This is a genomic window from Aromatoleum aromaticum EbN1, assembly GCF_000025965.1.
In the GTDB taxonomy this organism is placed as follows: domain Bacteria; phylum Pseudomonadota; class Gammaproteobacteria; order Burkholderiales; family Rhodocyclaceae; genus Aromatoleum; species Aromatoleum aromaticum.
On sequence record NC_006513.1, the window covers coordinates 3,509,557 to 3,532,491 of the forward strand.

The following is a 22,935-nucleotide window of genomic DNA, read 5'->3' on the forward strand; positions in this document are numbered from 1 at the left end:
CCCGAACCGAACCATCAGGAATCCAATAATCAACGCTTCTTGTCATGACAGATAACGATACCCACTTTGCCGCCCTCGTCGATTTGGTTGGCACTCTCTACGGCGGCGGCCCGACGCCCTTGCATCGCCCCGTTTTCGAAGGCAACGAAAAGCAATACCTGATCGACTGCATCGACTCGAACTTCGTGTCCTCGGTGGGCGCGCGCGTGACCGAGTTCGAAGAGCGGATCGCCGGCTTCACCGGGGCACGGTTTGCGGTTGCCACGGTCAACGGCACGGCCGCGCTGCACGTCGCCCTGCAACTGGCCGGCGTGGCGCGGGGCGATGAGGTGATCAGCCAGGCGCTCACGTTCATCGCGACCTGCAATGCGCTCACTTACGCCGGTGCCCGGCCGGTTTTTATCGACGTGGACCGGGACACCCTGGGCCTGAGCCCGCGGGCGCTGAGAACCTGGCTTGCGGCCAACGCTGTAATGCGTGACGGGCAGGCCTTCAATCGGGCCACCGGCGCGCGGATCGCGGCCTGCGTGCCGATGCACACGTTCGGCTTGCCTTGCCGCATCGAAGAAATCGTCGCGATCTGTGACGAGTACGCGATACCCGTCGTGGAAGATGCCGCGGAGTCGCTCGGCAGCTACGTCGGCGAACGGCATACCGGCACCTTCGGAAGGCTCGCAACGCTCAGCTTCAACGGCAACAAGATCATCACCACCGGCGGGGGGGGGATGATCGTCACCAACGATGAAGAACTGGCCAGGCGCGCCAAACACTTGACCACGACGGCCAAGATTCCGCATCCGTACGAGTTCGAGCACGACGAAATCGGCTACAACTACCGGCTACCCAACGTGAATGCCGCGCTCGGCTGCGCGCAGATGGAAAAGCTGCCCGCAATGCTGACGATCAAGGCCGAGGTGGCGCAGCGCTACGCGGCGTTTTGCGAACAGCATGGCCTCCGCTATGTCGGCGCGCTGCCGGGCATGCGGCCGAATTTCTGGCTGAACGCGGTCGTGCTCGACTCGCGTCAGGCGCGTGATGCGCTCCTCGAATACACCAACAGCCGGGGCGTCATGACGCGGCCGATCTGGCGTTTGATGTCTTCGTTGGAGATGTTCAAGGACTGCCAGCACGATGGGCTGGAAAACTCGCGCTGGCTCGAGGATCGCGTCGTGAATCTTCCTTCCAGCGTGCCTGAAAGCGAATTCTGGAGACTCCAGCAATGAATGTGCTTCAACTGATCGGGCGCGAGCGCCTGTTGTTCGATACCGACCTCGCGCGCGAGGAAAAGCGCTTGACCGAGCTGGTGAAAGGCAGCCGCTTTCTGGTGATCGGTGGGGCGGGGTCGATCGGCCAGGCGGTCACGCGAGAGATCTTCAAGCGTGGGCCGCGCGTGCTGCATGTGGTCGACATCAGCGAGAACAACATGGTCGAACTGGTGCGCGACATCCGCAGCACGCTCGGCTACATCGACGGCGACTTCCGCACCTTCGCGATCGACTGCGGCGGGCGGGAGTTCGACGCCCTGATGAACGCCGGGGACGGTTACGACTATGTACTGAACCTGTCGGCACTCAAGCACGTGCGCAGCGAGAAGGATCCGTTCACCTTGATGCGTTTGATCGAGGTGAACGTGCTCAACACGATCGCGACCATCGCCCAGGCGCGCGCGAAAGGGGCGCGCAAGTACTTTTGCGTGTCGACCGACAAGGCGGCCAACCCGGTGAACATGATGGGGGCGAGCAAGCGGATCATGGAGATGTTCCTGATGCGCGAGAGTCTGAGCCTGCCGATTTCGACCGCGCGGTTTGCCAACGTCGCGTTTTCCGACGGTTCCTTGCTGCATGGCTTCAACCAGCGCTTTGCCAAGCGCCAGCCGATTTCGGCGCCGAACGACGTGCGCCGTTATTTCGTGACGCCGCAGGAGTCGGGCGAGCTGTGCCTGATGTCGTGCCTGCTCGGGGACAATCGCGACATCTTCTTCCCGAAGCTGAGCGAGGCGCTGCATCTGACGCGCTTTTCCGACATCGCGGTGCGCTACCTCGAATCGCTGGGTTACGAGCCGCATGAATGCGGCAGCGAGGACGAGGCGCGCGAACGCGGCGCGGAGCTGATCGCGAAGCGCAAGTGGCCGGTGTATTTCTTCGCCAGCGACACCACCGGCGAAAAGGACTTCGAGGAGTTCTTTACCGAGCGCGAAACGCTGGACATGGCGCGGTTCGATACCGTCGGGGTGATCAAGAACGCGGCTGAGTTCGACGGCGCCCGCCTGGATCGATTCATTGCGCGCATTAACGAGATCCGCGCCCGGCCGACCTGGGACAAGGCGGAGATCGTCGCGCTCTTCAACGAGATGATCCCGGAGTTCGACCACAAGGAAACCGGCAAGTATCTGGACAACAGGATGTGACATGCAGCGAATTCTGGACATTCTTTTTTCGGGCCTGGCGTTGCTGGTGTTGTCGCCGCTTCTGGTGCCGGTGATGATCGCGCTGCGCCTGACCGGCGAAGGCGAGATCTTCTACGTGCAGCAGCGCGTCGGCCGTGGCGGCAAGTCGTTCGGCCTGTACAAGTTCGCGACGATGCTGAAAAACAGCCCCCACCTCGGCACCGGCACGGTCACGTTGAAGAACGACCCGCGCGTGCTGCCGCTGGGCAGTTTCCTGCGCAAGACGAAGATCAACGAGCTGCCGCAACTGCTCAACATCCTGTTCGGCGACATGAGCATCGTCGGCCCGCGACCGCAGACGCAACGCTGCTTCGATGCGTTCCCGCCGGCGTCGCAGGCGCAGATCGTGAAGGTGCGGCCCGGGCTGTCGGGAATCGGCTCGATCGTCTTCAGGGGCGAGGAGGACATGCTGCACGCCAGCGCCGCGCCCGAGCGCTTCTACGATGAAGTGATCATGCCGTACAAGGGCAAGCTGGAAGAATGGTACGTGGCGAACCAGGGGCTGCGGACGTATTTCGCATGTATTTTGGTGACGGTGTGGGTGGTGCTCTTTCCCTCGTCGCGCGTGGTGTGGAAAGCATTGCCAACGCTACCTAATCCTCCGCGAAATCTTGCAACCTCTATCCAATTCGAAAATTGAGATGACACCATGCAATTAATTTTTGATCATCGATTGATCCGGCATATTATTGACGCGTCGGAAAAAGAGCATGGGCGTTCATCGCGTGCGCTACAGTTGGCGGAGAGGCTTTTGCAAAATTCGTTCGTGAAAGTGCCCTTGTGGCTTTTCGAGCGAGTTGTGGGATTTCTTTTGGCGCTGCCTATTCCCATTTACAGCTCGGCAGTGTACGGCCTTGTGACAAACATGCGCGGACTGCCTCATATGCTGGGTATGTACATCCGAGGATTGTACTATCGGCAAAAACTCGGCTTGATGGAGCCAAACGTTTTTATTGACCAAGGTGTTTTCTTTGCATATCCGCAAGGGGTTGAGCTGAAAGAATTTAGCTATATCGACAAAAATGTGCTCGTGATGAGCAAGACAGCGAAGGTTGGCAGGCGTGTCCACATTGCGCCGCGTGTTTTTATCAGTGGTGGCGGTGATTTCGAAATCGAGAACTACGCGTGCATTGCGACAAACTCAAATATCATCACATCGACCGAGGTGCTTAAAGACGGCGCGCGATGCTCTGGACCGATGGTTAGTGCTGACCAAAGGAGAGTCTTCCGGGGCAAGGTGCTGATCAAAAAAGACGCGTTCATAGGGGCGAACGCGACCTTGTTGCCGGGAGTTACGATTGAAACGGGTGCGGTAGTTGGGGCTGGCGTTACTGCGGCAAAGTCGACCGAGCCTTGGGGTGTTTACGTTGGTGAGCGTGCTCAGCGAGTAGGTACTCGCGATTCGGTTCTTTGCCCCGATAACTGATTCCTGGCTTTTCTTTGGCAATGACGGTTTGTTTTGCGATGTAGATGTCGATGGGAGAGCATTTCGTAGGCCGCCATTGAGGCAGTCGTTCGAGTGCCACTCTGTTAGCATCACGGCCTTCGCAACTGCCGAGCCGGGGTAGTGTGTCAGTGCTGCATGGATTGGGTGAGCTTGGGCGGCGCGCGCGCTGCATGCTGTCGAATGCATCGGGTCTCGTCGGGGCCGACGGTGCGAGCGGCGGTGGATCGGTTTTCATGGGTCGTTGGTTCCAGCGCATGCGCTCGCGCGTGCTGGTGCTCGCCTACGACCTCGTCATGCTCGCGCTGGCGTGGGCGCTGGCGTATTGGACGCGCTTCAACCTGGGCCACGTACCGGCCGAATTCATCGCCGAGGCCGGGCGGATGTTGCCGCTGGTGTTGCTGGTGGTGGGCTCGGTGTATTGGGGCTTCGGACTTTATCGCGGGGTGTGGCGGTTCGCGTCGCTGACCGACCTGGCGAAGATCGTCCAGGCGGTGCTGATCGGTACCACGCTGCTGCTCGCCATCCTGTTCGTATTCAACCGCATGGCCTATGTGCCGCGGTCGCTGCCGATGCTGTTCGTGGTCTACCAGATCATGCTGCTGGCCGGCCCGCGCCTGATGTACCGTTGGGTGAAGGACCGGCGCATCGACCCCGGCACCGGCAAGCGCGTGTTGATCGTGGGCGCCGGGTCGGATGGCGAGATGCTGGTGCGGGATCTGCTGCAGGATCGTGATGCCGGCTACCTGCCGATCGCCTTCGTCGATGATCACCACCAGCGCCTTGGCCGCACCGTGCATGGCGTGCCGATTCGCGGCACCATCGATGAACTGCCGAAGGTGGTGGATGTCTTCGGCATCGATCTGGTTCTGCTCGCCAAGCCGAACGCCACGGCAAGGCAGATGCAGCACATGGTCGATCTGTGCGAGGCCACCGGCAAGCCCTTCCGCACGGTGCCGCCGACCAAGGACCTGGTTGCGGGGCGGGTCGCGGCGGGGCAGTTGCGGCAGGTTTCGATCGAGGATTTGCTCGGGCGCGATCCGGTGTCGCTGGACTGGGTAGGGATCCGCCGCAGCCTGAGCGACCATGTGGTGCTGGTGAGCGGGGCCGGAGGTTCGATCGGCTCGGAGCTGTGCCGGCAACTGTGCCGTTGCAATCCGCGCCTGCTGATTCTGATCGATCACAGCGAGTTCAACCTTTACAGCATCGAAACCGAGCTGCTGGAGTCGCCCGACGCGCCGCCGATCGCGCGCCATCTGCTCTCCGTGACCGATGCGGTGGGCGTGCGGCAGGTGTTCGAGCGCTACCGGCCGCAGGTGGTGTTCCATGCCGCCGCGTACAAGCACGTGCCCTTGCTGGAAGACCAGGTGGAGGCGGCCGTGCGGAACAACGTGGTCGGCACGCAAGTGATGGCACAAGCGGCCGCGGCGTGCGCGTGCGAGCGCTTCGTGCTGATTTCGACCGACAAGGCGGTGAACCCGACGAACGTGATGGGCGCGACGAAGCGCCTGGCCGAGCTGATCTGCCAGGCGCAGGACAGCCGCGCTGGCAGCCGCTTCATGACGGTGCGCTTCGGCAACGTGCTTGGCTCGGCCGGCAGCGTGGTGCCGCGTTTTCAGCGGCAGATCGAGCGCGGCGGCCCGGTGACGGTGACGCATCCGGACATCGAGCGCTTTTTCATGACGATTCCCGAAGCGTGCCAGTTGATCATGCAGGCGGCAGCGATCGGCGACGACGCGGACACCTTCGTGCTCGACATGGGCGAGCCGGTGAAGATCCGTTACCTGGCCGAGCAGATGATCCTGCTGTCCGGTCGCCAGCCCGGGCGCGACATCCGGATCGAATACACCGGCCTGCGCCCCGGCGAGAAGCTGTACGAGGACCTGTTCTACCCGGCGGAGATTTTCGCCGACACGCCCCACCCGCGCATCCACATCGCCCGTCAGACGCTGCCCGTCGACCGCAAGCAACTTGCATTTGCCCTGCAGGCGCTGCATGCCGCGCTGGAGGTGCGGGACCGTGATGGACTGGTGGCGGCATTGAAACGTGCGGTTCCGGCATGGGAATGCAGCGGGGGTGAGGACTATTGCGCTTCAACAGGGCAACAAATACATGCGGATCGGGAGTGTCTTGCAGGCTGAGCGGTACCCACGATGGGAGGCGCGCCGGGGCAGAACAGTAATGATGAAAGATCTCTGCCCCATTTGCCCATTTTAACCGTTATGATCATTATGGTTAGAGAGGAGAGCGGGCAATGATTACTCAGACCAATGCGGTGGCATTCAGGCAGAACCTTGGCGAGATGCTCAATCAGGTGCAGTACCGCCACGACAGCGTGGTGATCAACAAGGACGGGAAGCCGGTGGCGGCCCTGGTCGACGCGCGCCTGTTCGAGCGTATTCGGCGTATGCAGGGGCGTTTCGAGGCTTTGTGCGAGCGCATCGAAGCGGGATTCGCTGCTGTGCCCGAGGCGCAGGGCCTGGACGAAATCGACGCGGCCGTTGCGCTCGAGCGTGCGCAGCATCGCTCGTCAACGCCGCGCTGATGGCGTCGCACACGCTGCGCGTCGTTCTCGACACGAATGTGCTGCTCTCGGGCATTGCCTACCCGGGTAGCGTGCCGGGCAAGATCATGGCCGCCTGGCGCCACGGCTCCGTCGATGTCGTGCTGTCGTCCTTCATCCTGGACGAGTTGCGACGGGTTCTCCCTCGACTCGCCAATCGACACGGATTGTCGGCCACCGAGATTGACGACCTGGTCGACATCCTCTCCATCCTCGCCGTGATGATCGACCCCTTGCCGGCGGCCGAAGCAGAACTGCGGGATATCGATGACCTCCCGGTGCTGGGCACCTTGCTTGCCGCACGCGACAACGAGGGCGCCGATTACCTGGTGACCGGCGACAAGGACCTGCTCGTTTTGGCCGAACGTTTTCCGATCGTCACCCCTGCGGAGTTCTGGAAAAGGCATGGCGGTTTGTGAGGTGGATTCAGTCGTCGCTCCGTTTGACCGATGACCGATGACCGATCGCACAGGGTTCTCCTGAAAGTCGAAATTAGTCTCGTCTGGCTAACCGCGGGTGCCACCTGAAGCTTGGTGTGCGAGCAGTCGCAAAACGTGGCCGATCACCGATTTTGCCGCCATGTTGGGATATGCTCGCGCGGGTCCAAAAATTCGAGAACAACACAAACGGAGTACGCGGAATGAGCACCTATCAGGAAATCCTCGCGCAGATCGAAGCGCTCAAGCAGCAGGCCGAAGAAATGCGGCAAGCCGAGATCGCCGGGGTGATCGCCGACATCCGGCAGAAGATCGCCGACTACAACCTGAGCGCGGCCGACCTGGGCTTCGGCGCGCCGGCGCGGGCCGAAAAACCGACGTTGGGCAAGCGCGGAACGGTGAAGGCGAAATACCGCAATCCGGCCACCGGCGCGAGCTGGTCCGGCCGCGGCGTGATGCCGAAATGGCTGAAGGCCGAGCTGGATGCGGGCAAGGCGAAGGAGGCGTTCCTGATTGCGGATGAAGGCGCGCAAGTGTGATGAATCGCGTTCGCGACGGGGATCGATTGCCTCGAACGCTGCCTCGCCATGCCGCTACCCAACCCGATCGCCACCGCCTGCGCTGACGAGTTTCTCGGCAAGGACCGCATCCTGGAACGCTTTCTGGCGGAGCTTTGAGCGCGATGTGGCTGAGCGACGAGACCCGGACAAGCGCGAACTGCTGTAGGGGGGAGGGGCACAAACCGGGAATCCCCTTGTGGCGGAGCAACCATTGCACTACATTTGATGTTATGCCGATACTTCGACGCTTTCCTGCGTCACGCGTACTGATGTATGCCGGGGATCACCTGCTTCCCCACGTCCATGTCAAATTGCGCGATGGACGGGAATGCACGGTGGACATCGCCTCACTTGAGATCAAGGGCCGCATTGCGCCACGCGAGATCAAGGAGGAGTTGGACTGGATCGAATCCAACCGGGCATTCCTGCTCGGCGAATGGCGGAGGTATAACCCGTGAGCAACTACTTTTTCCCCAAGCTGTTGGCTGTGGAAGCCCTCGCCCCTTATCGCCTGCGCACGAACTGGAGCACCGGCGAGTCGCTGGAGGTCGATGTAGAAGGCGTATTGCGTTCAATCCCCCCACTCACCGCCATCCTCAACCCGGAGGTGTTTGCCCGGGTTCATGTCGGCGAATGGGGTAACAGCATCGAATGGATCGACGAGGAGTTCGGTGCGGACAACGTCTACGCCTGGGCCAAGGAACAGGCCGGCGATGTCAGCCATCAGATGTTCGACGAGTGGATGCACCGCAACGCGTTGTCGCTCAACACGGCGGCCGAGGCCCTGGGCATCAGCCGTCGCATGGTCAGCTACTACCGCACGGCGCACAAAGCCATCCCGCGTGCGATCTGGCTGGCCTGCCTCGGCTGGGAAGCGACACGACCAAAGACCAAGACGCTTCCGCGTGCTTTGCCCACGGCTCGCGAGTATGCAGCACTCCACGCTTGACGAAAACGGACCCCTCCGACCCCCGGGCTTTCTTGCCCGGGCGGCAGAAGAGGCGATGCGAGCGCGATAGCCAGTTCGTACCCCCATCGTAAACAGGGGGATACCCACTTTCTTTCGTTCTCGGATATCTTCGGCATCGATCTGGTTCTGCTCGCCAAGCCGAACGCCACGGCAAGGCAGATGCAGCACATGGTCGATCTGTGCGAGGCCACCGCGCCCACCCCGACACGTTCGCGTGCTCGCTGTAAACTGCAAGATGCCCCAGGAACGGAGTGCGCACATGCGAATTTCTGCCGACAAGGCTCATCTTGCTTCCGACATTATCGCCAGTCAATACGGCGAAAATGCCCGGATATGGTTATTTGGCTCTCGCGCTGACGACAACCAGCGCGGTGGCGATGTGGACCTCTACGTGGAAGCTGACTCCACGGACGTCATGCGAAAGGTTCGCTGCAAGGCAGCGCTTACCGAGTTGTTCGACCTGAAAGTGGATCTGATCGTAGGCACAGGCGACAAACCGATTCATCGCATTGCAAGATCAACTGGAGTGCGTTTGAAATGACCGAAAACCTCAGGATCATTCACAAAAAGCTCGGCTACCTGGCTCGCATGCAAGCCGACTTGCAGCACTCCACTGGAAAGATGGCTTCTCCGCTCCGGAAGATACAGCTGGGCGATATTGCCGGAATGACGCCTGACGAGCGCGAGACGGTCTCCGCCTTCACGACCCGATTTGCCGCGTATCAGGAGCAGATCGGCAAGACCATGCGAAGCATCGCCATTGAGGAGGAAAGCGCTACCCGGCCCGAGATCATCCACCTGTCGCGTTCGCTCGGGCGCGGCCGGATACGTATGCTTGCGCGCTGTAAATTTCGGGGCGCAGGAGAGTGTCATGCTGAAATCGCTGCACCTTGCCGGTGTCGGGCCGGCCCGGGAGTTCGGACCGGTGGAGTTTGCTCCCCGGCTCAATTTCATTACGGGTGACAACGGCTTGGGCAAGAGCTTTCTGCTCGATGCTGCATGGTGGGTGTTGACCCGTACCTGGGCGCGTGGGGTGGAGGCGGTGCCGCAACGGGACGCCAAGCGCGCGAGCATTGCCTATGCGTACACGAAATCGACCAAGGGTGATTTTGTCGAGGAAAGCGTTTTCAGCAGGGTTGATCAGGTCTGGCCGGTCAAGCAGGGACGGCCGCCGATTCCCGGGGTGGTGATCTACGCGGGTGTCGATGGCAGTTTTTCGGCGTGGGACCCGGCGCGCAATTACTGGAGCGACAAGGAGGCGCTGGCGGGGGAGCGGTTGAGGGCGTTCAACTTTACGCCCGAACAGGTCTGGAAAGGGCTGCATGGGAAAGACGGCATTCGCCACTGCAACGGCCTGATCCATGACTGGGTGCTGTGGCAGAAGGGGGCCGACCCGGCTTTCGATGACCTGATCAAGGTGCTGGATGCGCTGTCTCCTTCCGGCAACGAAAAGCTGGTGCCGGGCAAGCCTGTCAGGCTCGGGCTGGATGTGACCGATTACCCCTCGCTGCGTATGCCCTATGGGCAGGACGTCGCGCTGATTCACGCCTCGGCGGGCATGCGCCGTATCGCCGCCCTGGCCTATCTGCTGGTGTGGATCTGGCGTGAGCATCAATTGGCGTGCGAGCAGACCGGACGGAAGCCGGCCAGGGAGATCATCTTCCTGATTGATGAAATCGAGTGCCACCTGCACCCGCAGTGGCAGCGTCGCATCGTGCCGGCCCTGCTGAAGGTGATGCAGGCACTGACAGGCAGGAAGGTGCTGGTGCAGCTCATCGTGGCAACGCATTCGCCCCTGGTGTTGGCCTCGGCCGAGCCGTTGTTCGACGGTGAGGAGGATGCGGTATTTACCATTGGCCTGCGCGAAGGGCAGGCGGTGATCGTGCGCGAAACCTGGGCGAAGCAGGGGGATGTGGTCAACTGGCTGGTGTCCGATGCCTTCGGCCTGCAGCAGGCGCGCTCGGTGGAAGCGGAAGAGGCCATCGAGGCGGCTGAGGCCTGGATGCGGGGCGAGCGTGATGCGCTGCCGCCGCACCTGACCAACGAACGAACCATCCATAAGGCCCTGGAGCGTGCGCTGCCCGGCGGCGACCATTTCTGGCCGCGCTGGGTCGTTTGGGTGGAAAACCACCAGGTGGCCAAGAAGGATAAGCGTTCGTGATTCCGGTGCCCAACCCCATCTGGACGGCTGGATCAACAGTTCGAAGAACAAGAAGCGGTCCCAGGATTTCCTCGATCCCTTTGAAGTGGGTGATGGGTGGTTCGAGATCGACCTGCCCTCTCTGCAACTGAAGCTGACCGACGCAGTACCGGACGCCTATCGGGCTCGTGCCGAGTACACCTTGCGCAATCTGCCGATCCGGGATGACGAACGCCTGATCCGGCAGCGTCGTGCGTGGTACCAACTGTATGAGCAGGGCAAATTGACCCTCGATGGGCTTCGTGAGAAGGCGCCGCTGATTGCGACGGCCGTCGAGAAGAAGGTGGCTGCCAAGCCCTGATGATTTATTGAAACTCTTGCGACTATGAAAAAACTGAAAGTCATGTCCGTGGTCGGCACCCGGCCCGAGATCAACATGGGTGTGGCGCAGGGCATGGATATCCTGCTCGATCTGGCCGAACGGCTGCGCGCCCGGTCCGACGTCGGCTTCCTCTTCGTCGGGCGCGGCAGCGACGCTCGTCGTCTCGCTGCCGATGCGCAGGCTCGCGGGCTGGACAACGTGCTGTTCCGCGACGAGATCCACCCCGACGAGATTCCCGGCTTGTATGCCCAATGCCATGTCGGCGTGGTCGCGCTCGACCGGCGCCACAAGACGCACAACATTCCCGGCAAGTTTCTGACCTACATGCAGAGCGGCCTGCCGGTGCTGGCGAATATCAATCCCGGCAACGATCTGGTGGATCTCATCGATAGCGAGCAAGTAGGGCGGATACCGGGATGGCGTCGCGCTGCAAGGCACTGGCGGCACGGCTGTTTTCACCCCGAACGGCCGTAAGGCAGATTGTCTCGGCGCTGGGCTCATCAACGCAGGGAGTCGTAAAGCCGGCGTAGATCAAACCCCAGCCAGCACGGTTTTTCGGCGGTTTCTGCTGCAGGCGAAAAGCAGAGTTGCGGCACCCGGCATCGACGGTCAGGCATGGTGCCGGCGTGGGTGGAAGCCACACCATTCGAACGTCGAATACAACACAAATGGAGTACGCGGAATGAGCACCTATCAGGAAATCCTCGCGCAGATCGAAGCGCTCAAGCAGCAGGCGGAAGAAATGCGGCAGGCCGAGATCGTCGGCGTGATCGCCGACATCCGGCAGAAGATCGCCGACTACAACCTGAGTGCAGCCGATCTGGGCTTCGGCGCGCCGGCGCGGGCCGAGAAACCGGCGGCGGGCAAGCGCGGGACGGTGAAGGCGAAATATCGCAATCCGGCCACCGGCACGAACTGGTCGGGCCGCGGCGTGATGCCGAAGTGGCTGAAGGCCGAGCTGGATGCGGGCAAGGCGAAGGAGGCGTTCCTGATTGCGGATGAAGGGGCGCAAGTGTGATGAATCGCGTTCGCGGCGCGGAGCGAATGCAATGAAAAATCCGGAGCCGGGATTTCGGGGATGCCCGCCGCGGGCGGGCAACTGGCGTGGAAGGTCGTCGCCCTGGCGATAGTGGTCGCGCTCTTCGCCGGGGGCAGGGACACGCCTGCAGTCGCGGGGCTGATCGCATTGCCGTGGGACAAGCTGATGCATGCCACCGCGTTCGGCGTGCTGGCGCTGTCGCTGGTGCGCGGCTTTTCGCTGCCGCTCGTCCGGGCGGGCGCCGCGGCGGCGCTGTTCGGGGTTGCCGACGAGCTGCATCAGACCACCTTGCCGGGACGCGATCCGAGCGTCGGGGATTGGGTAGTGGTACGGGCGCACGCTGATCGGCATCGAGCGCTGGTATCCGTCCAGCAAGCGGTGCTTGGACTGCGGGCATACCGTCGCCAAGTTGTCGTTGAACGTGCAGGAATGGACGTGCCCCGAGTGCGGCACGATCCACGATCGCGACATCAACGCTGCGCCCAACGTTTTGGAGACGGAGGTGGCAATCTTTATCAGCGGTTGATACACTTTTCCATGCGCGAAGACCCTGGCATCGCTACCCTTGTCGAACTGCACGACCAGACCATTGATCAGGGCAATGGCTACTGGATCAAGATCGAAGCGTGGCGGGTGGAGGTTACGCACGACATCCCGCACGGCATCCGTTACTCGCTTACCTTGCACGAGCCCTATGGCAAGCGGATCCTGGGCTACGACAACGCCCATGCCATCAAGCCGCCAAAGAAGTTCAAGTACGCGGGAACCCGGCTGCCGTATGACCACAAGCATCGGCACGTCAGCGATAAGGGCGTGCCTTACGAGTTTCGCGATGCTCACCAGTTGCTGGCCGATTTCTTCAATGAGGTCGACCGCGTGTTAGAGGAGATCATGGGGTCATGAAAGCTATCGTCGTTGGAATCCTGCCGCAGGACCGCATCCGCGAGCGCATGCTGGCGATCGCACGCGGTGAGTACAAGCCCAAGCCCACCGAGCCCAAGATCTGGTTCACCTCGATGCGTTCACTGGCCGAAGTCCTGAGTGATGAGAACCGCGCCTTGCTCAAGGTCATCCAGGAGGCCAAGCCTCAGTCCATCTCTTCGCTGGCCGACATGACCGGTCGCAAGCCCGGCAACCTGTCGCGCACGCTCAAGATGATGTCGAACTATGGGTTTGTGGAGATGAAGCGGGAAAACCGGCATGTGCGTCCGATCGCTAAGGCAACGGAGTTCAGGATCGTTGCCTGAGGACACCGAAGCTCTACTTTCTGGATGTGGGGCTTATCATGGCTGGCAACAAAGGGACACCCACTTTGTCCTTGCCCACTTTCCGGGCTGTTTTTCCGCTGCGGACGAATTGGCCGACCTGCCGCGCATGGCGCAGGAGGCCGTGGAGGTGCATTTCGAGGGGGAGGACATGGCGATCCCGAAGCCGTCCGCCCCCGAGCAATGGGGCGATGATGAGCGCTTCCACGGCGGGTACTGGATGCTGGTGGAAATCGACCTGGCGCGGGTAAGCGCAAAGCCCGTGCGGCTGAATATCTCGCTTCCGGAATACCTGGTGCGGCAGATCGACGCCTATGCCGCGTCCCATCATCAAAGCCGGTCGGGCTTTCTTGCCCGGGCGGCAGAAGAGGCGATGCGAGCGCGATAGCCAGTTCGTACCCCCATCGTAAACAGGGGGATACCCACTTTCTTTCGTTCTCGGATATCTTCGGCATCGATCTGGTTCTGCTCGCCAAGCCGAACGCCACGGCAAGGCAGATGCAGCACATGGTCGATCTGTGCGAGGCCACCGCGCCCACCCCGACACGTTCGCGTGCTCGCTGTAAACTGCAAGATGCCCCAGGAACGGAGTGCGCACATGCGAATTTCTGCCGACAAGGCTCATCTTGCTTCCGACATTATCGCCAGTCAATACGGCGAAAATGCCCGGATATGGTTATTTGGCTCTCGCGCTGACGACAACCAGCGCGGTGGCGATGTGGACCTCTACGTGGAAGCTGACTCCACGGACGTCATGCGAAAGGTTCGCTGCAAGGCAGCGCTTACCGAGTTGTTCGACCTGAAAGTGGACCTGATCGTAGGCACAGGCGACAAACCGATTCATCGCATTGCAAGATCAACTGGAGTGCGTTTGAAATGACCGAAAACCTCAGGATCATTCACAAAAAGCTCGGCTACCTGGCTCGCATGCAAGCCGACTTGCAGCACTCCACTGGAAAGATGGCTTCTCCGCTCCGGAAGATACAGCTGGGCGATATTGCCGGAATGACGCCTGACGAGCGCGAGACGGTCTCCGCCTTCACGACCCGATTTGCCGCGTATCAGGAGCAGATCGGCAAGACCATGCGAAGCATCGCCATTGAAGAGGAAAGCGCTACCACCCCGTTCGGAGCAATTCTTGCGCTGATGGAAAAGCTTGGGATCCTTGACAGTGGGGAGAAATGGAAGGAACTCCGAGAACTTCGCAATCTGGTCAGTCACGAATATGAGGACGATCCGGACGAACTGTTTCAGGCCCTCAACAAGCTGGTAGAGAACGCTCCGTACCTCACGGCTATCCACGAAAGAATCCAGGATTTTGTCACGCAAGCCTACCCGGCTGCTTCCTGACTCGACCGTTCGAATATCCCAATGAAAAAACTCAAAGTCATGTCCGTGGTCGGCACGCGGCCCGAGATCATCCGCCTGTCGCGCGTGCTGGCCGCGCTCGACCGGCATTGCGAGCATGTGCTGGTGCATACCGGCCAGAACTACGATTACGAGCTGAACCAGGTCTTCTTCGACGACCTGGGGGTGCGCAAGCCGGATCACTTCCGGAACAAGTCAAGATAGTTGTCGCCTGATTCATGCAACCAACCGCCCTATGTCTTCAGCATGCAAGTGGTCGCGTACGACCGCGTCGCGCTCCGGATTGAGCGTGACCGCGCCGATCGGGGTCCAGTCGCGTGTCCCACGGGACCAGCGTGCGGGGTGGCGCTCGCGGGCCTGGAGATACGTCTGATGGCGTGCAGCCAGGATCGCCCGATCCTCCAGCGCGTGTCGCTGCGCCGGCGTGACGTAGCGGATGCCGCTGTGGCGGTGCTCGAAGTTGTACCAGCGCACGAAGTCGTGTCCCCAGAGGCGGGCGTCTTCCAGGGTGGCGAAGCCGCGCGCCGGGAATTCGGGGCGGTACTTCGCCGTCTTGAAGAGCGACTCCACGTAGGCGTTGTCGTCGGAGACGCGCGGGCGCGAGTACGACGGTTTGACGCCCAGCCAGTGCAGCATCGCGAGCACCGTGGTGGCTTTGAGCGTGCTGCCGTTGTCGCCGTGAAGCACGGGTTTGTCGATCATCGCGTGGACGCCTTCGGAGAGCGCGGTGCGCTTGAGCAGGCTCACCGCATGGTCAGCGTCATCGGCGTCGTGGATCTCCCAGCCGACGATCTTGCGGCTGTAGAGGTCCTGGATCAGGTAGAGATAGAACCAGCGCCCCTGCACCTGCGTGGGCAGATAGGTCATGTCCCAGCACCAGACCTGGCCGGGCGCGGTGGCCACATGCGTGGTCGGCGTGCGCGAGCGCTGGGGCGCCCGGGCGCGACCCCGGTGACGAGTTTGCCCGTGGGCGCGCAGCACGCGCTGGAAGCTCGATTCGCTGGCGATATAGACGCCTTCGTCGGCCAGCGCCGGCACGATGCGCGCCGGCGGCTGATCGGCGAAACGCGGCTCGTTGGCCACCGCCAGGACGCGGGCGCGCTCCTCGTCGGTGAGCGCATGCGCGGGCGTCGGGCGCTCGGCCAGAGGCCGGCGGTCTCCGACCTGCAGGCCGTCCTCGGCCTTCCAGCGTTGCAGGGTACGCACGGTGATGCCAGCGAGCTCACACGCCGGGCGCAAGCGCGCACCGGCTGCGTGAGCAGTCTCGATGTGGCGGACCATCGTTTGGCGATCTTCCAGGCCGATCATGCGTCCTCGTCCTTGTCCGTTGGAAAGATCACCTCGAGCTTTTTTGACAGCACCAGCAGCGCGGCGGCTTCGGCCAAGGCCTTCTCCTTGCGGCGCAGGTCGCGCTCGAGGTCCTTGATGCGACGCCGGTCGGCCTTCTGTTCCCGGTGGCTGGTGCGCGCCGCGTCTTCGGGGTCGGCCAGCGCCTGTGTGGCCGCCGTGCGCCATTGCTCGAGCTCCTGCGGATACACGCCGTTCTCCCGGCACCAGGCGCTCTTGCTCGCCTCGTCCATCGCTGCGGTGACCAGCACTGCCTCGAATCGGGCCGGCGCTGTCCAGGCCCGCTCGCGAGCGGGCCTGGACAGCGCATCCGCGCGCCACCGCTCCAGCGTGGCCGTTGAAATGCTCAGTTCGCGGGAAACCGTCTCCACCGATGCGCTCTCCGGTGGCAACAACCGTGCTACCGCCTTGTCCTTGAATGCTTGTCCGTATCTGGCCACTTCGTTCTTCCGTTATCGCCCTCGGGTTTCGGATTCTATCGAGGCGACAACTATCTTGACCCAGAGGGCTTCCTCAACAGCGCGGCTGGCAGCAGCGGGGCGGCGCATACGATCGGCAACCTGATCATCGGCGTGGACCACCAGGTGCTGGTCGAAGTCCTGCCCGAAGCGATGCTGGTGCTGGGCGATACGAACAGTTGCCTGGCGGTGATCCCGGCCAAGCGGCGCAAGATCCCGATCTTCCACATGGAAGCGGGCACCAGGCTGGCAGAACGCTGCTTGGGGTTGTTCGAGCAACGGTGGGGGTGACGCTGGGCTGGGTGGCGTGGCGCTGCGGCGGGGTTGTGCTGCACCGGTCAGACGGTTGCCAGGTGTGAGAAGGCATTGGCCGAGTTTGACGAGCGCATCGTGGTTGAGCGGACGATGGGGGTTTATGGGGAACTGGTGGGGTGAGGATGGGGGGGAGCGCTGTTTGGTGGGGTCTCCTATTGGAGCGGGGGGTTGCGGCGGAGCCGCTCCTACGGGGAGCGGTTCAAGCTGCTGCAGTCGAAAGAACTTCCTGAGGGCTTGCGGTCGAAGTGTATAGTTCGGTGTATAGAAACGCTTCGTAGAGGGGGAGTGGCATGGTGCGCGATGAGGGCTATCCGAAGCTTGAACGGCAGCCGCTGACGCTGGTGCTGGCGGAATTTCGCTTTGCTCGGGTGACGTTCGATCCGTCTGCGCTGGCGATGCTCAAGGAGCGGATGGCGTCGCGATTCGGGGAGATGACCGAGGGCGTGGCGCAGCAGGTGCAGTTGGGCGACGCAGGGGTGACGATCATGCCGGCGCCCTATGTGATCTGGCGGGCGCCGGAGTCTGGCGCTTCGGTGCACCTCGAGGTGGATCGGATCGCCTATGCCACGACGATGTATCCGCGCTTCGAGGGCTTCGCGCGCGATTGCCTGGCGGTGCTCGAGGCCTTGATCGAGACGCTGCAGCCTGTGACCTTGCACCGGGTGGGGCTGCGCTACAATGACGCCATCATTCCGATGCCAGATGAACTGCTTGAGCAGTATGTGGAGGCGCCGTTGCTGCCGTTTTCACCCCTTGCCGCCGGCAGTGGCGCGGTGGTCCGCCACCTGAGCGAGACGGTGGTGCAAACCACGGCGGGAGCACTGGTGGTGCGGGCACTGGCCGGGATGCATGGGTTGGGCATGATGCCCGACTTGCTGGGGCAGTTCGGTTTGCCGCTACGGGTCGATGTGCCGCCCGACCGGCCTGTGGCGGTGCTGGATTTCGACCATTACTGGGAAGTGGCGGAGGCTGAAGGCGTAGCCTTCGACGTCGATACCGCGAGCGATCGGCTCACCCGGCTACATGAGCCGGCCCGTGAGGCTTTCTGGAAAGTGACGAAGGAGTTTGCGAGGACACAGCGATGGAACTGACTCGAAGCGGGTCTGCAGGCGCGCCAAAGGGATTCATGGCAGTCATCTTCAGAGGGGCCGAGGGTGAAGGGGCTGGTGTTGTCACCCAGGCAAGCGGCGGTATCTTGATGCGCTTTTTTTCGGATACATCGGGCGGCGGTGACAGGATGCGCGTTCTTCCGTCGCTTCCGCAGCCCGAGCAGACGCGCGACCATGCCCGGACCGGTGCGGGTGTCGCTGCCGATCTGGATCTGATCGCGCGCGCATTTGGCTTGAATGTGGCGCAAATAGCCGAGGTTTGCGGCGGCGTGACGCGACCGACGGTTTATGCGTGGCGCGATGGTTCGGCGCCCCGGCCGGCAAAGCTGACCCGCATTCATAAGCTGCGCCGCGCCGCGCTCGATTGGGAGCGATCAGGATTCGGCGTGCCCGGTACTGCAATGACCGCCCCGATCATCCACGAGAAGAACTTGTTCGATCTCCTGCGAGCCGATCCGCTGGACCTTGCAGCGATCCAGTTCGCAGGCGGCCGTCTTGCAATGGAGCGCGAATTGGCAACCAAGCGCACTTTTGCCGACCCATTTCGCTGAGGGGCCGTTGATCGATGGCGGAGCTTGGAAAGCGAATTGCAGATCGGGGTTGGCGACAGGGGAGCGTCTTGCAGTGCGACGACTCCGGACTGCTGGGCGAGTGTTACGCCGAGGGGCGACCTGCGGGCGCTGTGATCGGCTTGGTGGTGAGCCAGTCTTGCGATCTGACGCATGAACGGCTCGAAGGCGAACCGTTCGTGGAGATCCTTGTTGGGTGCCGGGCCGAGGACGATGCGGCCTTGAAGCTGCGAGGCAATTGCACCGGCGGTAAGCATCCTCGTTGCTTGCATGTGCCGATAAGGCACGGACGTGATCAGGTTTGGTTTCAGTTCTTGCCGTGGGATCGGGTCGTCATCGATCGCGGGGCGCTGGTCGAAATATTGCCGGATGACGAGCGTGTGATCCTGCATGCGGACCTGGACATGCTGGTCAACTGGCTGGCACAGCGCTATGTCCGCGCAGCCTTTCCGGATGACTTCAACAATCTCCTCGACACGGCTCGAAACAAACAGAAGAAGTTGCACGCACGCCTTTCACCCGACGTCTCGGGGCTCTATGCACGACTGAACCCGGACCGTGACCTGCTCGAGGGCGAGCGTTACGCGCTCGATCTGTTGGCGTTGGTGCCGGGGTTCCGTGGTGGCGAGCTCTCGTCGGTAAGCAAGACCGTGGAGGCACTGGTCGATTTGATTCGAAGTGCCGGCATTGATGCTCGCGGAACTGTGAAGCTGGAGGACGAGGTTTCGTATGGGTTCGTGCGTTCCTTCCGGCGTTTTCCGCTTGAACACCTTTCGCTGCGTGGCGACCCGCCCGATCCGATGCCCTTTGAGCTATCGGCGAGTGAGCTGCGCTGATTCGTGTTGCTGCCCAGCTACCGCGAGGGCCTGCCCAAAGGCTTGATCGAAGCCGCCGCCTGCGCCCTGCCCCTGATCACCGCCAACGCCCCCGGCTGCACGATTCCCCCGAACTGCGCCAACGCCTGGGGGCTGCTGCGCGGGAGAAGGCGTTGGCGGAGTTTGACGAGCGCATCGTGATTGAGCGGACGATGGGGGGTTATCAGGAGCTGCTGGGGTGAGGATGCGTAGCGCGCTGTTTGTGCTTGCCTGCCTGGCGGTGGCGGTGTTGTCGCTGCTGCCCGGCACGGCGCTGCCGCCGGTGGCCTTCAACGTGTGGGACAAGGCGCAGCACGCCGGCGCCTTTGCCGCGCTGGCCGTGCTGGGCCTGTGGGCGTTTCCGCGCCAGCCGGCGGCGGTGGTGGGGGCCTTGTTGGTGTATGGCGTGTTCATCGAGCTGGCCCAGGGCGCCACGAGCTGGCGCTATGGCGACTGGCATGATTGGCTGGCCGATGCGGTGGGGGTGACGCTGGGCTGGGCAGCGTGGCGCTGCGCCGGGGTTGTGCGGGGAAGGATGGGCGTGGCGTAGCGGCTACAATCGGAGCTTCGCTGTTCCGGAGCCGGCCCTCATGTCCCGCAAGAAGCTGCCCATCGGTATTCAGACTTTCGCACGCATTCGCGAGGATGGCTGTTATTACGTCGACAAGACGGGCTTCGCGCTGCAGCTGATCGAGGAAGGCAACTATTACTTCCTGTCGCGCCCGCGGCGCTTTGGCAAGAGCTTGCTGCTCGACACGCTGGCCGAGCTGTTCGAGGGGAATGAGCCGCTGTTTCGCGGGCTGGCTGCGCATGGGAAATGGGACTGGACCCGGCGGTTTCCGGTGCTGCGGATCAGCTTTGGCGATGGGATGTTGCAAAGCCGCGCGGCGCTGGATGAGCGGATCGACGAGCTCTTGACGGAAAACGAGCAGCGACTGGGTTTGACCGTCGAGCGCGCCAGCGTTGCCGGCCGCTTCGGGGCGCTGATTCGCCAGGCCGAGCAGGTGCATGGCCAGCGGGTGGTGGTGCTGGTCGATGAGTACGACAAGCCGATCCTGGACAATCTGACCCGGCCCGGGATCGCGCGCGAGATGCGCGACGGGTTGCGCAACCTGTATTCGGTGATCAAGGGCCAGGATGCCCACATCCGCTTCGCGATGCTCACCGGGGTGTCGAAGTTCAGCAAGGTGAGTTTGTTCTCGGGGCTGAACAACCTCAACGACATCACCCTGGATGAACGCTACTCGGCCCTCTGTGGCTATACCGACGAGGACGTCGACACGGTGTTCGCCCCCGAGCTGCCCGGGCTGGATCGGGACGAGATCCGCGCCTGGTACAACGGCTACAACTGGACGGGGACATCGGTCCATAACCCGTTCGATCTGTTGTTGCTGTTCCAGAAGCGGCAGTTCCGGCCGTTCTGGTTCGAGACGGGGACGCCGACTTTTCTGGTCGATTTGCTGACGGCGCGGCGTACCTTTACGCCGGACCTCGAAAGGGTGGTGGCGCTCGAGTCGCTGCTCTCGAGCTTCGATGTCGACCGGATTCCGACCGAGGCGCTGATGTTCCAGGCGGGCTATCTGACCATCGATTCGGTGCGCTATCTGCCCGGCCTGATGCAGCTGACGCTGCGCTACCCGAACCTGGAGGTGCGCAGCAGCCTCAACAATGCCCTGCTGGAGGTGCTCTCCGACGACCCGGCGCGACACGGCGTGCACCTGCCCCAGCTCTACGACCTGTTAACGGCAAACGATTTCCCCGGCCTGCAGCAGCTGTTTACCGCCTTCTTCGCCAGCATTCCGCACGACTGGTACCGCAACAACCCGATCGCCCAGTACGAGGGCTACTACGCCAGCGTGTTCTACAGCCACTTCGCCGCGCTGGGGCTGGATATTCGGCTGGAGGATGTGACGAATCGCGGTCGGATCGACATGGCGGTGCTGTTCAACCGCAACGTCTATCTGTTCGAGTTCAAGGTGGTGGAGCTGGTGCCCGAAGGCAAGGCGCTGCAGCAGCTGCGCGACCGCGCCTACGCCGACAAGTACCGCGCCCGCGGTGAGCCGATCCACCTGATTGGGGTGGAGTTCAGTCGCGACAGCCGCAGTGTGGTGGGGTTCGAGGTCGAGCGGGTCGATGCGGCCTCCTCGTAGGATGTTCTAGTAATCCGTTCCAGAAAAATCATTCCAATGAATCCGTTCGGGCTGAGTGGGATATTCGCCCGATGGTCGAAAGGCGTTGGCAAGAAACAGGGCGGTGGTAGTGTTCGGGGAGTTGCTTGTGGACAAAGACCGACTGAGCACTGGTGCCCTGGAGCCCGTCCTCTGAGTATGGTTGAGGCATCGTCGGCGAGTATGGTGAGTCCCCTGGCGCGTTGGTGCTGGCCACCGGCGGGTCTGTCCGACATCCCGATTGAGAGATTGAGCGTATCGACATGCCCACGTCCGCGAGCGACCTTGACTCAAGGAGAGAACATGGCGCAACGAGTTGGTCCGACCCGACGCGGAGTTGACGGCACACCGGTCGAGCCGTTGAGCATCAAGCATCCCAACGCTGCCGGCATCGACATCGGCGGGGCAAGCCACTATGTGGCGGTGCCGCCTGATCGGGTAGGCAAAGGCGAGCCCGCGGTGCGCGAATTCGGACCGCACACCGAAGACCTGGTCGCGGTTGCCAATTGGCTTTGCGCGTGCCGCATCGATACCGTCGCGCTCGAATCGACGGGGGTGTATTGGATAGCGCTGTACGAGCTTCTGCAGGCGCGTGGCTTTGAGGTGTGGCTGGTCGATGCCAAAAGCGTACGCCACGTCAAGGCGCGCAAATCCGACGTGCTTGATTGCCAGTGGTTGCAACAACTGCACAGCTTCGGACTGCTGAGTCAGGCGCATCGGCCGGATGAGCAGGTTTGCGCGCTGCGCGAGATGTCGCGGCTGAACTGGCCCCGGAAAGCAGACGAGGTTGAGGCCGCATATCGGCGACCAATCAGGGCGAAAAACCTGCTTGATCATCCACCCAAGGGCGTACCGGCAGGCTTTTCGATCGAGTTCGCACCGGTTCGCAGCAGCGCGCAGCGCTTCGATTCCGCACTTTCAATAGTCGTTTGATGCGGGGTACCACCCCACCAGGAAGCGACAGGGGGTAATGCGATTCCGCAAACATTGGCTGCGGTGTGCGCCGCGATTTTTCAGGGACGGGTAGATACGGAAATCGTCCAATCCGACCAGGTCGGTGCTGGTCAATGCAGGTCGCAACCCGGCGCTTGTGCCCGGCGAGAAGTTTGTGCGGCTGATCAAGGAGCGGTTTGACGATGAATTCACAAAAGTCTTCGGCATCGAGCCAGACGCCCTCACGGCCAACGAGGCAGAGTACCTGGTTGGCTTCAAATCGATTGACGCCATCCGAAATCGCCTTGCTGCAGCAGAGCAAGAAATCGATCGCCGACTACGTTCAAAAGGAATTACCCGAGCGTCTGAAGCAACGGCATCTGGAGCACATGCTGACAAAGGTGTGACGCCTTCCGAACCCGGGGTGCGGATTCCGACCCAACGTGACCGCTGACTCCGAAATAGTGTGACCGGTGAATCCGCGGTCGTGACCGCGGATTCCGATTTGATCGTGACCGATTTCGGCGAGTTGTCGGAATGGGCGGTCACGATGTCGGAATCAATGGTC

The 22,935-nt window shown here is 62.1% G+C and carries 30 protein-coding genes and 1 pseudogene; 30 read left to right on the forward strand and 1 reads right to left on the reverse strand.

The window, feature by feature from the left end:
• Positions 1–44: 44 nt before the first annotated feature.
• The 22 genes from EBN1_RS16675 to EBN1_RS16780 all read left to right on the forward strand — a co-directional run bounded on the left by EBN1_RS16675 (position 45) and on the right by EBN1_RS16780 (position 14,818).
• On the forward strand, positions 45–1,223 hold the full coding sequence (locus tag EBN1_RS16675) for a LegC family aminotransferase (RefSeq protein ID WP_011239144.1): 1,179 nt from the start codon (positions 45–47) through the stop codon (positions 1,221–1,223).
• Positions 1,220–2,407, forward strand: a complete 1,188-nt coding sequence (locus EBN1_RS16680; protein WP_011239145.1) for a UDP-N-acetylglucosamine 4,6-dehydratase — start codon at positions 1,220–1,222, stop codon at positions 2,405–2,407. The genes EBN1_RS16675 and EBN1_RS16680 overlap by 4 nt, the downstream gene beginning before the upstream one ends.
• A gap of 1 nt (position 2,408) precedes the next feature.
• Positions 2,409–3,086 (forward strand): sugar transferase, encoded by a 678-nt coding sequence (locus EBN1_RS16685; protein ID WP_011239146.1) that lies wholly within the window; start codon positions 2,409–2,411, stop codon positions 3,084–3,086.
• 9 nt (positions 3,087–3,095) lie between these two features.
• A complete protein-coding gene (locus tag EBN1_RS16690; RefSeq protein WP_049780305.1) occupies positions 3,096–3,872 on the forward strand; it encodes an acyltransferase in 777 nt (258 codons plus the stop codon).
• 254 nt (positions 3,873–4,126) lie between these two features.
• Positions 4,127–6,031: a nucleoside-diphosphate sugar epimerase/dehydratase gene (locus EBN1_RS16695; RefSeq protein WP_011239148.1), complete on the forward strand. Its 1,905-nt coding sequence runs from the start codon at positions 4,127–4,129 to the stop codon at positions 6,029–6,031.
• A 113-nt stretch (positions 6,032–6,144) separates the two neighbouring features.
• Positions 6,145–6,435, forward strand: coding sequence for a type II toxin-antitoxin system Phd/YefM family antitoxin (locus EBN1_RS16700; RefSeq protein ID WP_011239149.1), 291 nt, complete (start codon positions 6,145–6,147; stop codon positions 6,433–6,435).
• The gene (locus EBN1_RS16705) at positions 6,435–6,872 is read left to right on the forward strand and encodes a putative toxin-antitoxin system toxin component, PIN family (protein ID WP_011239150.1); all 438 of its coding nucleotides are present in this window, start codon (positions 6,435–6,437) and stop codon (positions 6,870–6,872) included. The genes EBN1_RS16700 and EBN1_RS16705 overlap by 1 nt, the downstream gene beginning before the upstream one ends.
• Positions 6,873–7,093: 221 nt before the next feature.
• Positions 7,094–7,429 (forward strand): H-NS histone family protein, encoded by a 336-nt coding sequence (locus EBN1_RS16710; RefSeq protein ID WP_011239151.1) that lies wholly within the window; start codon positions 7,094–7,096, stop codon positions 7,427–7,429.
• 290 nt (positions 7,430–7,719) lie between these two features.
• Positions 7,720–7,908: a DUF4160 domain-containing protein gene (locus EBN1_RS16715; RefSeq protein WP_041646532.1), complete on the forward strand. Its 189-nt coding sequence runs from the start codon at positions 7,720–7,722 to the stop codon at positions 7,906–7,908.
• The gene (locus tag EBN1_RS16720; RefSeq protein WP_011239153.1) at positions 7,905–8,399 is read left to right on the forward strand and encodes a DUF2442 domain-containing protein; all 495 of its coding nucleotides are present in this window, start codon (positions 7,905–7,907) and stop codon (positions 8,397–8,399) included. The genes EBN1_RS16715 and EBN1_RS16720 overlap by 4 nt, the downstream gene beginning before the upstream one ends.
• Before the next feature lie 280 nt (positions 8,400–8,679).
• Complete coding sequence (locus tag EBN1_RS16725; protein WP_011239154.1) at positions 8,680–8,961, forward strand: nucleotidyltransferase family protein; 282 nt, start codon at positions 8,680–8,682, stop codon at positions 8,959–8,961.
• Complete coding sequence (locus EBN1_RS16730) at positions 8,958–9,383, forward strand: hypothetical protein (RefSeq protein WP_157866640.1); 426 nt, start codon at positions 8,958–8,960, stop codon at positions 9,381–9,383. Before EBN1_RS16725 ends, EBN1_RS16730 begins: the two co-directional genes overlap by 4 nt.
• Positions 9,292–10,581, forward strand: coding sequence for an AAA family ATPase (locus EBN1_RS16735; protein WP_011239155.1), 1,290 nt, complete (start codon positions 9,292–9,294; stop codon positions 10,579–10,581). Before EBN1_RS16730 ends, EBN1_RS16735 begins: the two co-directional genes overlap by 92 nt.
• A gap of 85 nt (positions 10,582–10,666) precedes the next feature.
• Entirely contained in the window at positions 10,667–10,921 is a 255-nt protein-coding gene (locus tag EBN1_RS16740; protein ID WP_193759528.1) for a hypothetical protein, read from the forward strand.
• A 24-nt stretch (positions 10,922–10,945) separates the two neighbouring features.
• Entirely contained in the window at positions 10,946–11,416 is a 471-nt protein-coding gene (locus EBN1_RS16745; RefSeq protein ID WP_049780306.1) for a glycosyltransferase, read from the forward strand.
• A gap of 208 nt (positions 11,417–11,624) precedes the next feature.
• Entirely contained in the window at positions 11,625–11,960 is a 336-nt protein-coding gene (locus tag EBN1_RS16750; protein ID WP_011239157.1) for an H-NS histone family protein, read from the forward strand.
• Positions 11,961–12,020: 60 nt separating this feature from the next.
• Complete coding sequence (locus EBN1_RS16755; RefSeq protein ID WP_011239158.1) at positions 12,021–12,884, forward strand: toxin-antitoxin system TumE family protein; 864 nt, start codon at positions 12,021–12,023, stop codon at positions 12,882–12,884.
• Positions 12,881–13,228, forward strand: coding sequence for an HVO_A0114 family putative DNA-binding protein (locus EBN1_RS16760; protein ID WP_011239159.1), 348 nt, complete (start codon positions 12,881–12,883; stop codon positions 13,226–13,228). The genes EBN1_RS16755 and EBN1_RS16760 overlap by 4 nt, the downstream gene beginning before the upstream one ends.
• Positions 13,221–13,634, forward strand: coding sequence for a type II toxin-antitoxin system HicB family antitoxin (locus EBN1_RS16765; RefSeq protein WP_011239160.1), 414 nt, complete (start codon positions 13,221–13,223; stop codon positions 13,632–13,634). The genes EBN1_RS16760 and EBN1_RS16765 overlap by 8 nt, the downstream gene beginning before the upstream one ends.
• A 210-nt stretch (positions 13,635–13,844) precedes the next feature.
• Positions 13,845–14,126: a nucleotidyltransferase family protein gene (locus EBN1_RS16770; protein ID WP_011239154.1), complete on the forward strand. Its 282-nt coding sequence runs from the start codon at positions 13,845–13,847 to the stop codon at positions 14,124–14,126.
• Positions 14,123–14,596 (forward strand): ribonuclease HepT family protein, encoded by a 474-nt coding sequence (locus EBN1_RS16775; protein ID WP_041646533.1) that lies wholly within the window; start codon positions 14,123–14,125, stop codon positions 14,594–14,596. The genes EBN1_RS16770 and EBN1_RS16775 overlap by 4 nt, the downstream gene beginning before the upstream one ends.
• Before the next feature lie 21 nt (positions 14,597–14,617).
• Entirely contained in the window at positions 14,618–14,818 is a 201-nt protein-coding gene (locus EBN1_RS16780; RefSeq protein WP_041646535.1) for a hypothetical protein, read from the forward strand.
• A gap of 12 nt (positions 14,819–14,830) precedes the next feature.
• Here EBN1_RS16780 and EBN1_RS16785 read toward each other — a convergent pair.
• A protein-coding gene (locus tag EBN1_RS16785; protein ID WP_085938654.1) for an IS3-like element ISAzo10 family transposase occupies positions 14,831–16,401 on the reverse strand; the annotation gives its coding sequence in 2 pieces (ribosomal slippage) (positions 14,831–15,969 and positions 15,969–16,401; 1,572 coding nt in all).
• On the opposite strand from EBN1_RS16785, the gene EBN1_RS16790 reads away from it, so the two are divergent.
• From EBN1_RS16790 to EBN1_RS16825, 8 genes and pseudogenes are all read left to right on the forward strand, one after another.
• A complete protein-coding gene (locus EBN1_RS16790; RefSeq protein WP_011239162.1) occupies positions 16,384–16,710 on the forward strand; it encodes a UDP-N-acetylglucosamine 2-epimerase in 327 nt (108 codons plus the stop codon). The two genes, EBN1_RS16785 and EBN1_RS16790, sit on opposite strands and share 18 nt — an antisense overlap.
• A 314-nt stretch (positions 16,711–17,024) precedes the next feature.
• Positions 17,025–17,825: a TIGR04255 family protein gene (locus EBN1_RS16795; protein ID WP_011239164.1), complete on the forward strand. Its 801-nt coding sequence runs from the start codon at positions 17,025–17,027 to the stop codon at positions 17,823–17,825.
• Complete coding sequence (locus tag EBN1_RS16800; RefSeq protein WP_011239165.1) at positions 17,816–18,394, forward strand: hypothetical protein; 579 nt, start codon at positions 17,816–17,818, stop codon at positions 18,392–18,394. The genes EBN1_RS16795 and EBN1_RS16800 overlap by 10 nt, the downstream gene beginning before the upstream one ends.
• 68 nt (positions 18,395–18,462) lie before the next feature.
• Positions 18,463–19,248 (forward strand): hypothetical protein, encoded by a 786-nt coding sequence (locus EBN1_RS16805; protein WP_157866641.1) that lies wholly within the window; start codon positions 18,463–18,465, stop codon positions 19,246–19,248.
• 223 nt (positions 19,249–19,471) lie between these two features.
• Entirely contained in the window at positions 19,472–19,816 is a 345-nt protein-coding gene (locus tag EBN1_RS16810; RefSeq protein ID WP_041646536.1) for a VanZ family protein, read from the forward strand.
• Between the two features lie 40 nt (positions 19,817–19,856).
• The gene (locus EBN1_RS16815; protein WP_011239169.1) at positions 19,857–21,416 is read left to right on the forward strand and encodes an ATP-binding protein; all 1,560 of its coding nucleotides are present in this window, start codon (positions 19,857–19,859) and stop codon (positions 21,414–21,416) included.
• Between the two features lie 321 nt (positions 21,417–21,737).
• Positions 21,738–22,196, forward strand: a pseudogene (locus tag EBN1_RS16820) (IS110 family transposase); the annotation flags it as partial.
• Between the two features lie 295 nt (positions 22,197–22,491).
• The gene (locus tag EBN1_RS16825) at positions 22,492–22,821 is read left to right on the forward strand and encodes a hypothetical protein (protein ID WP_157866642.1); all 330 of its coding nucleotides are present in this window, start codon (positions 22,492–22,494) and stop codon (positions 22,819–22,821) included.
• Positions 22,822–22,935 lie beyond the last annotated feature (114 nt).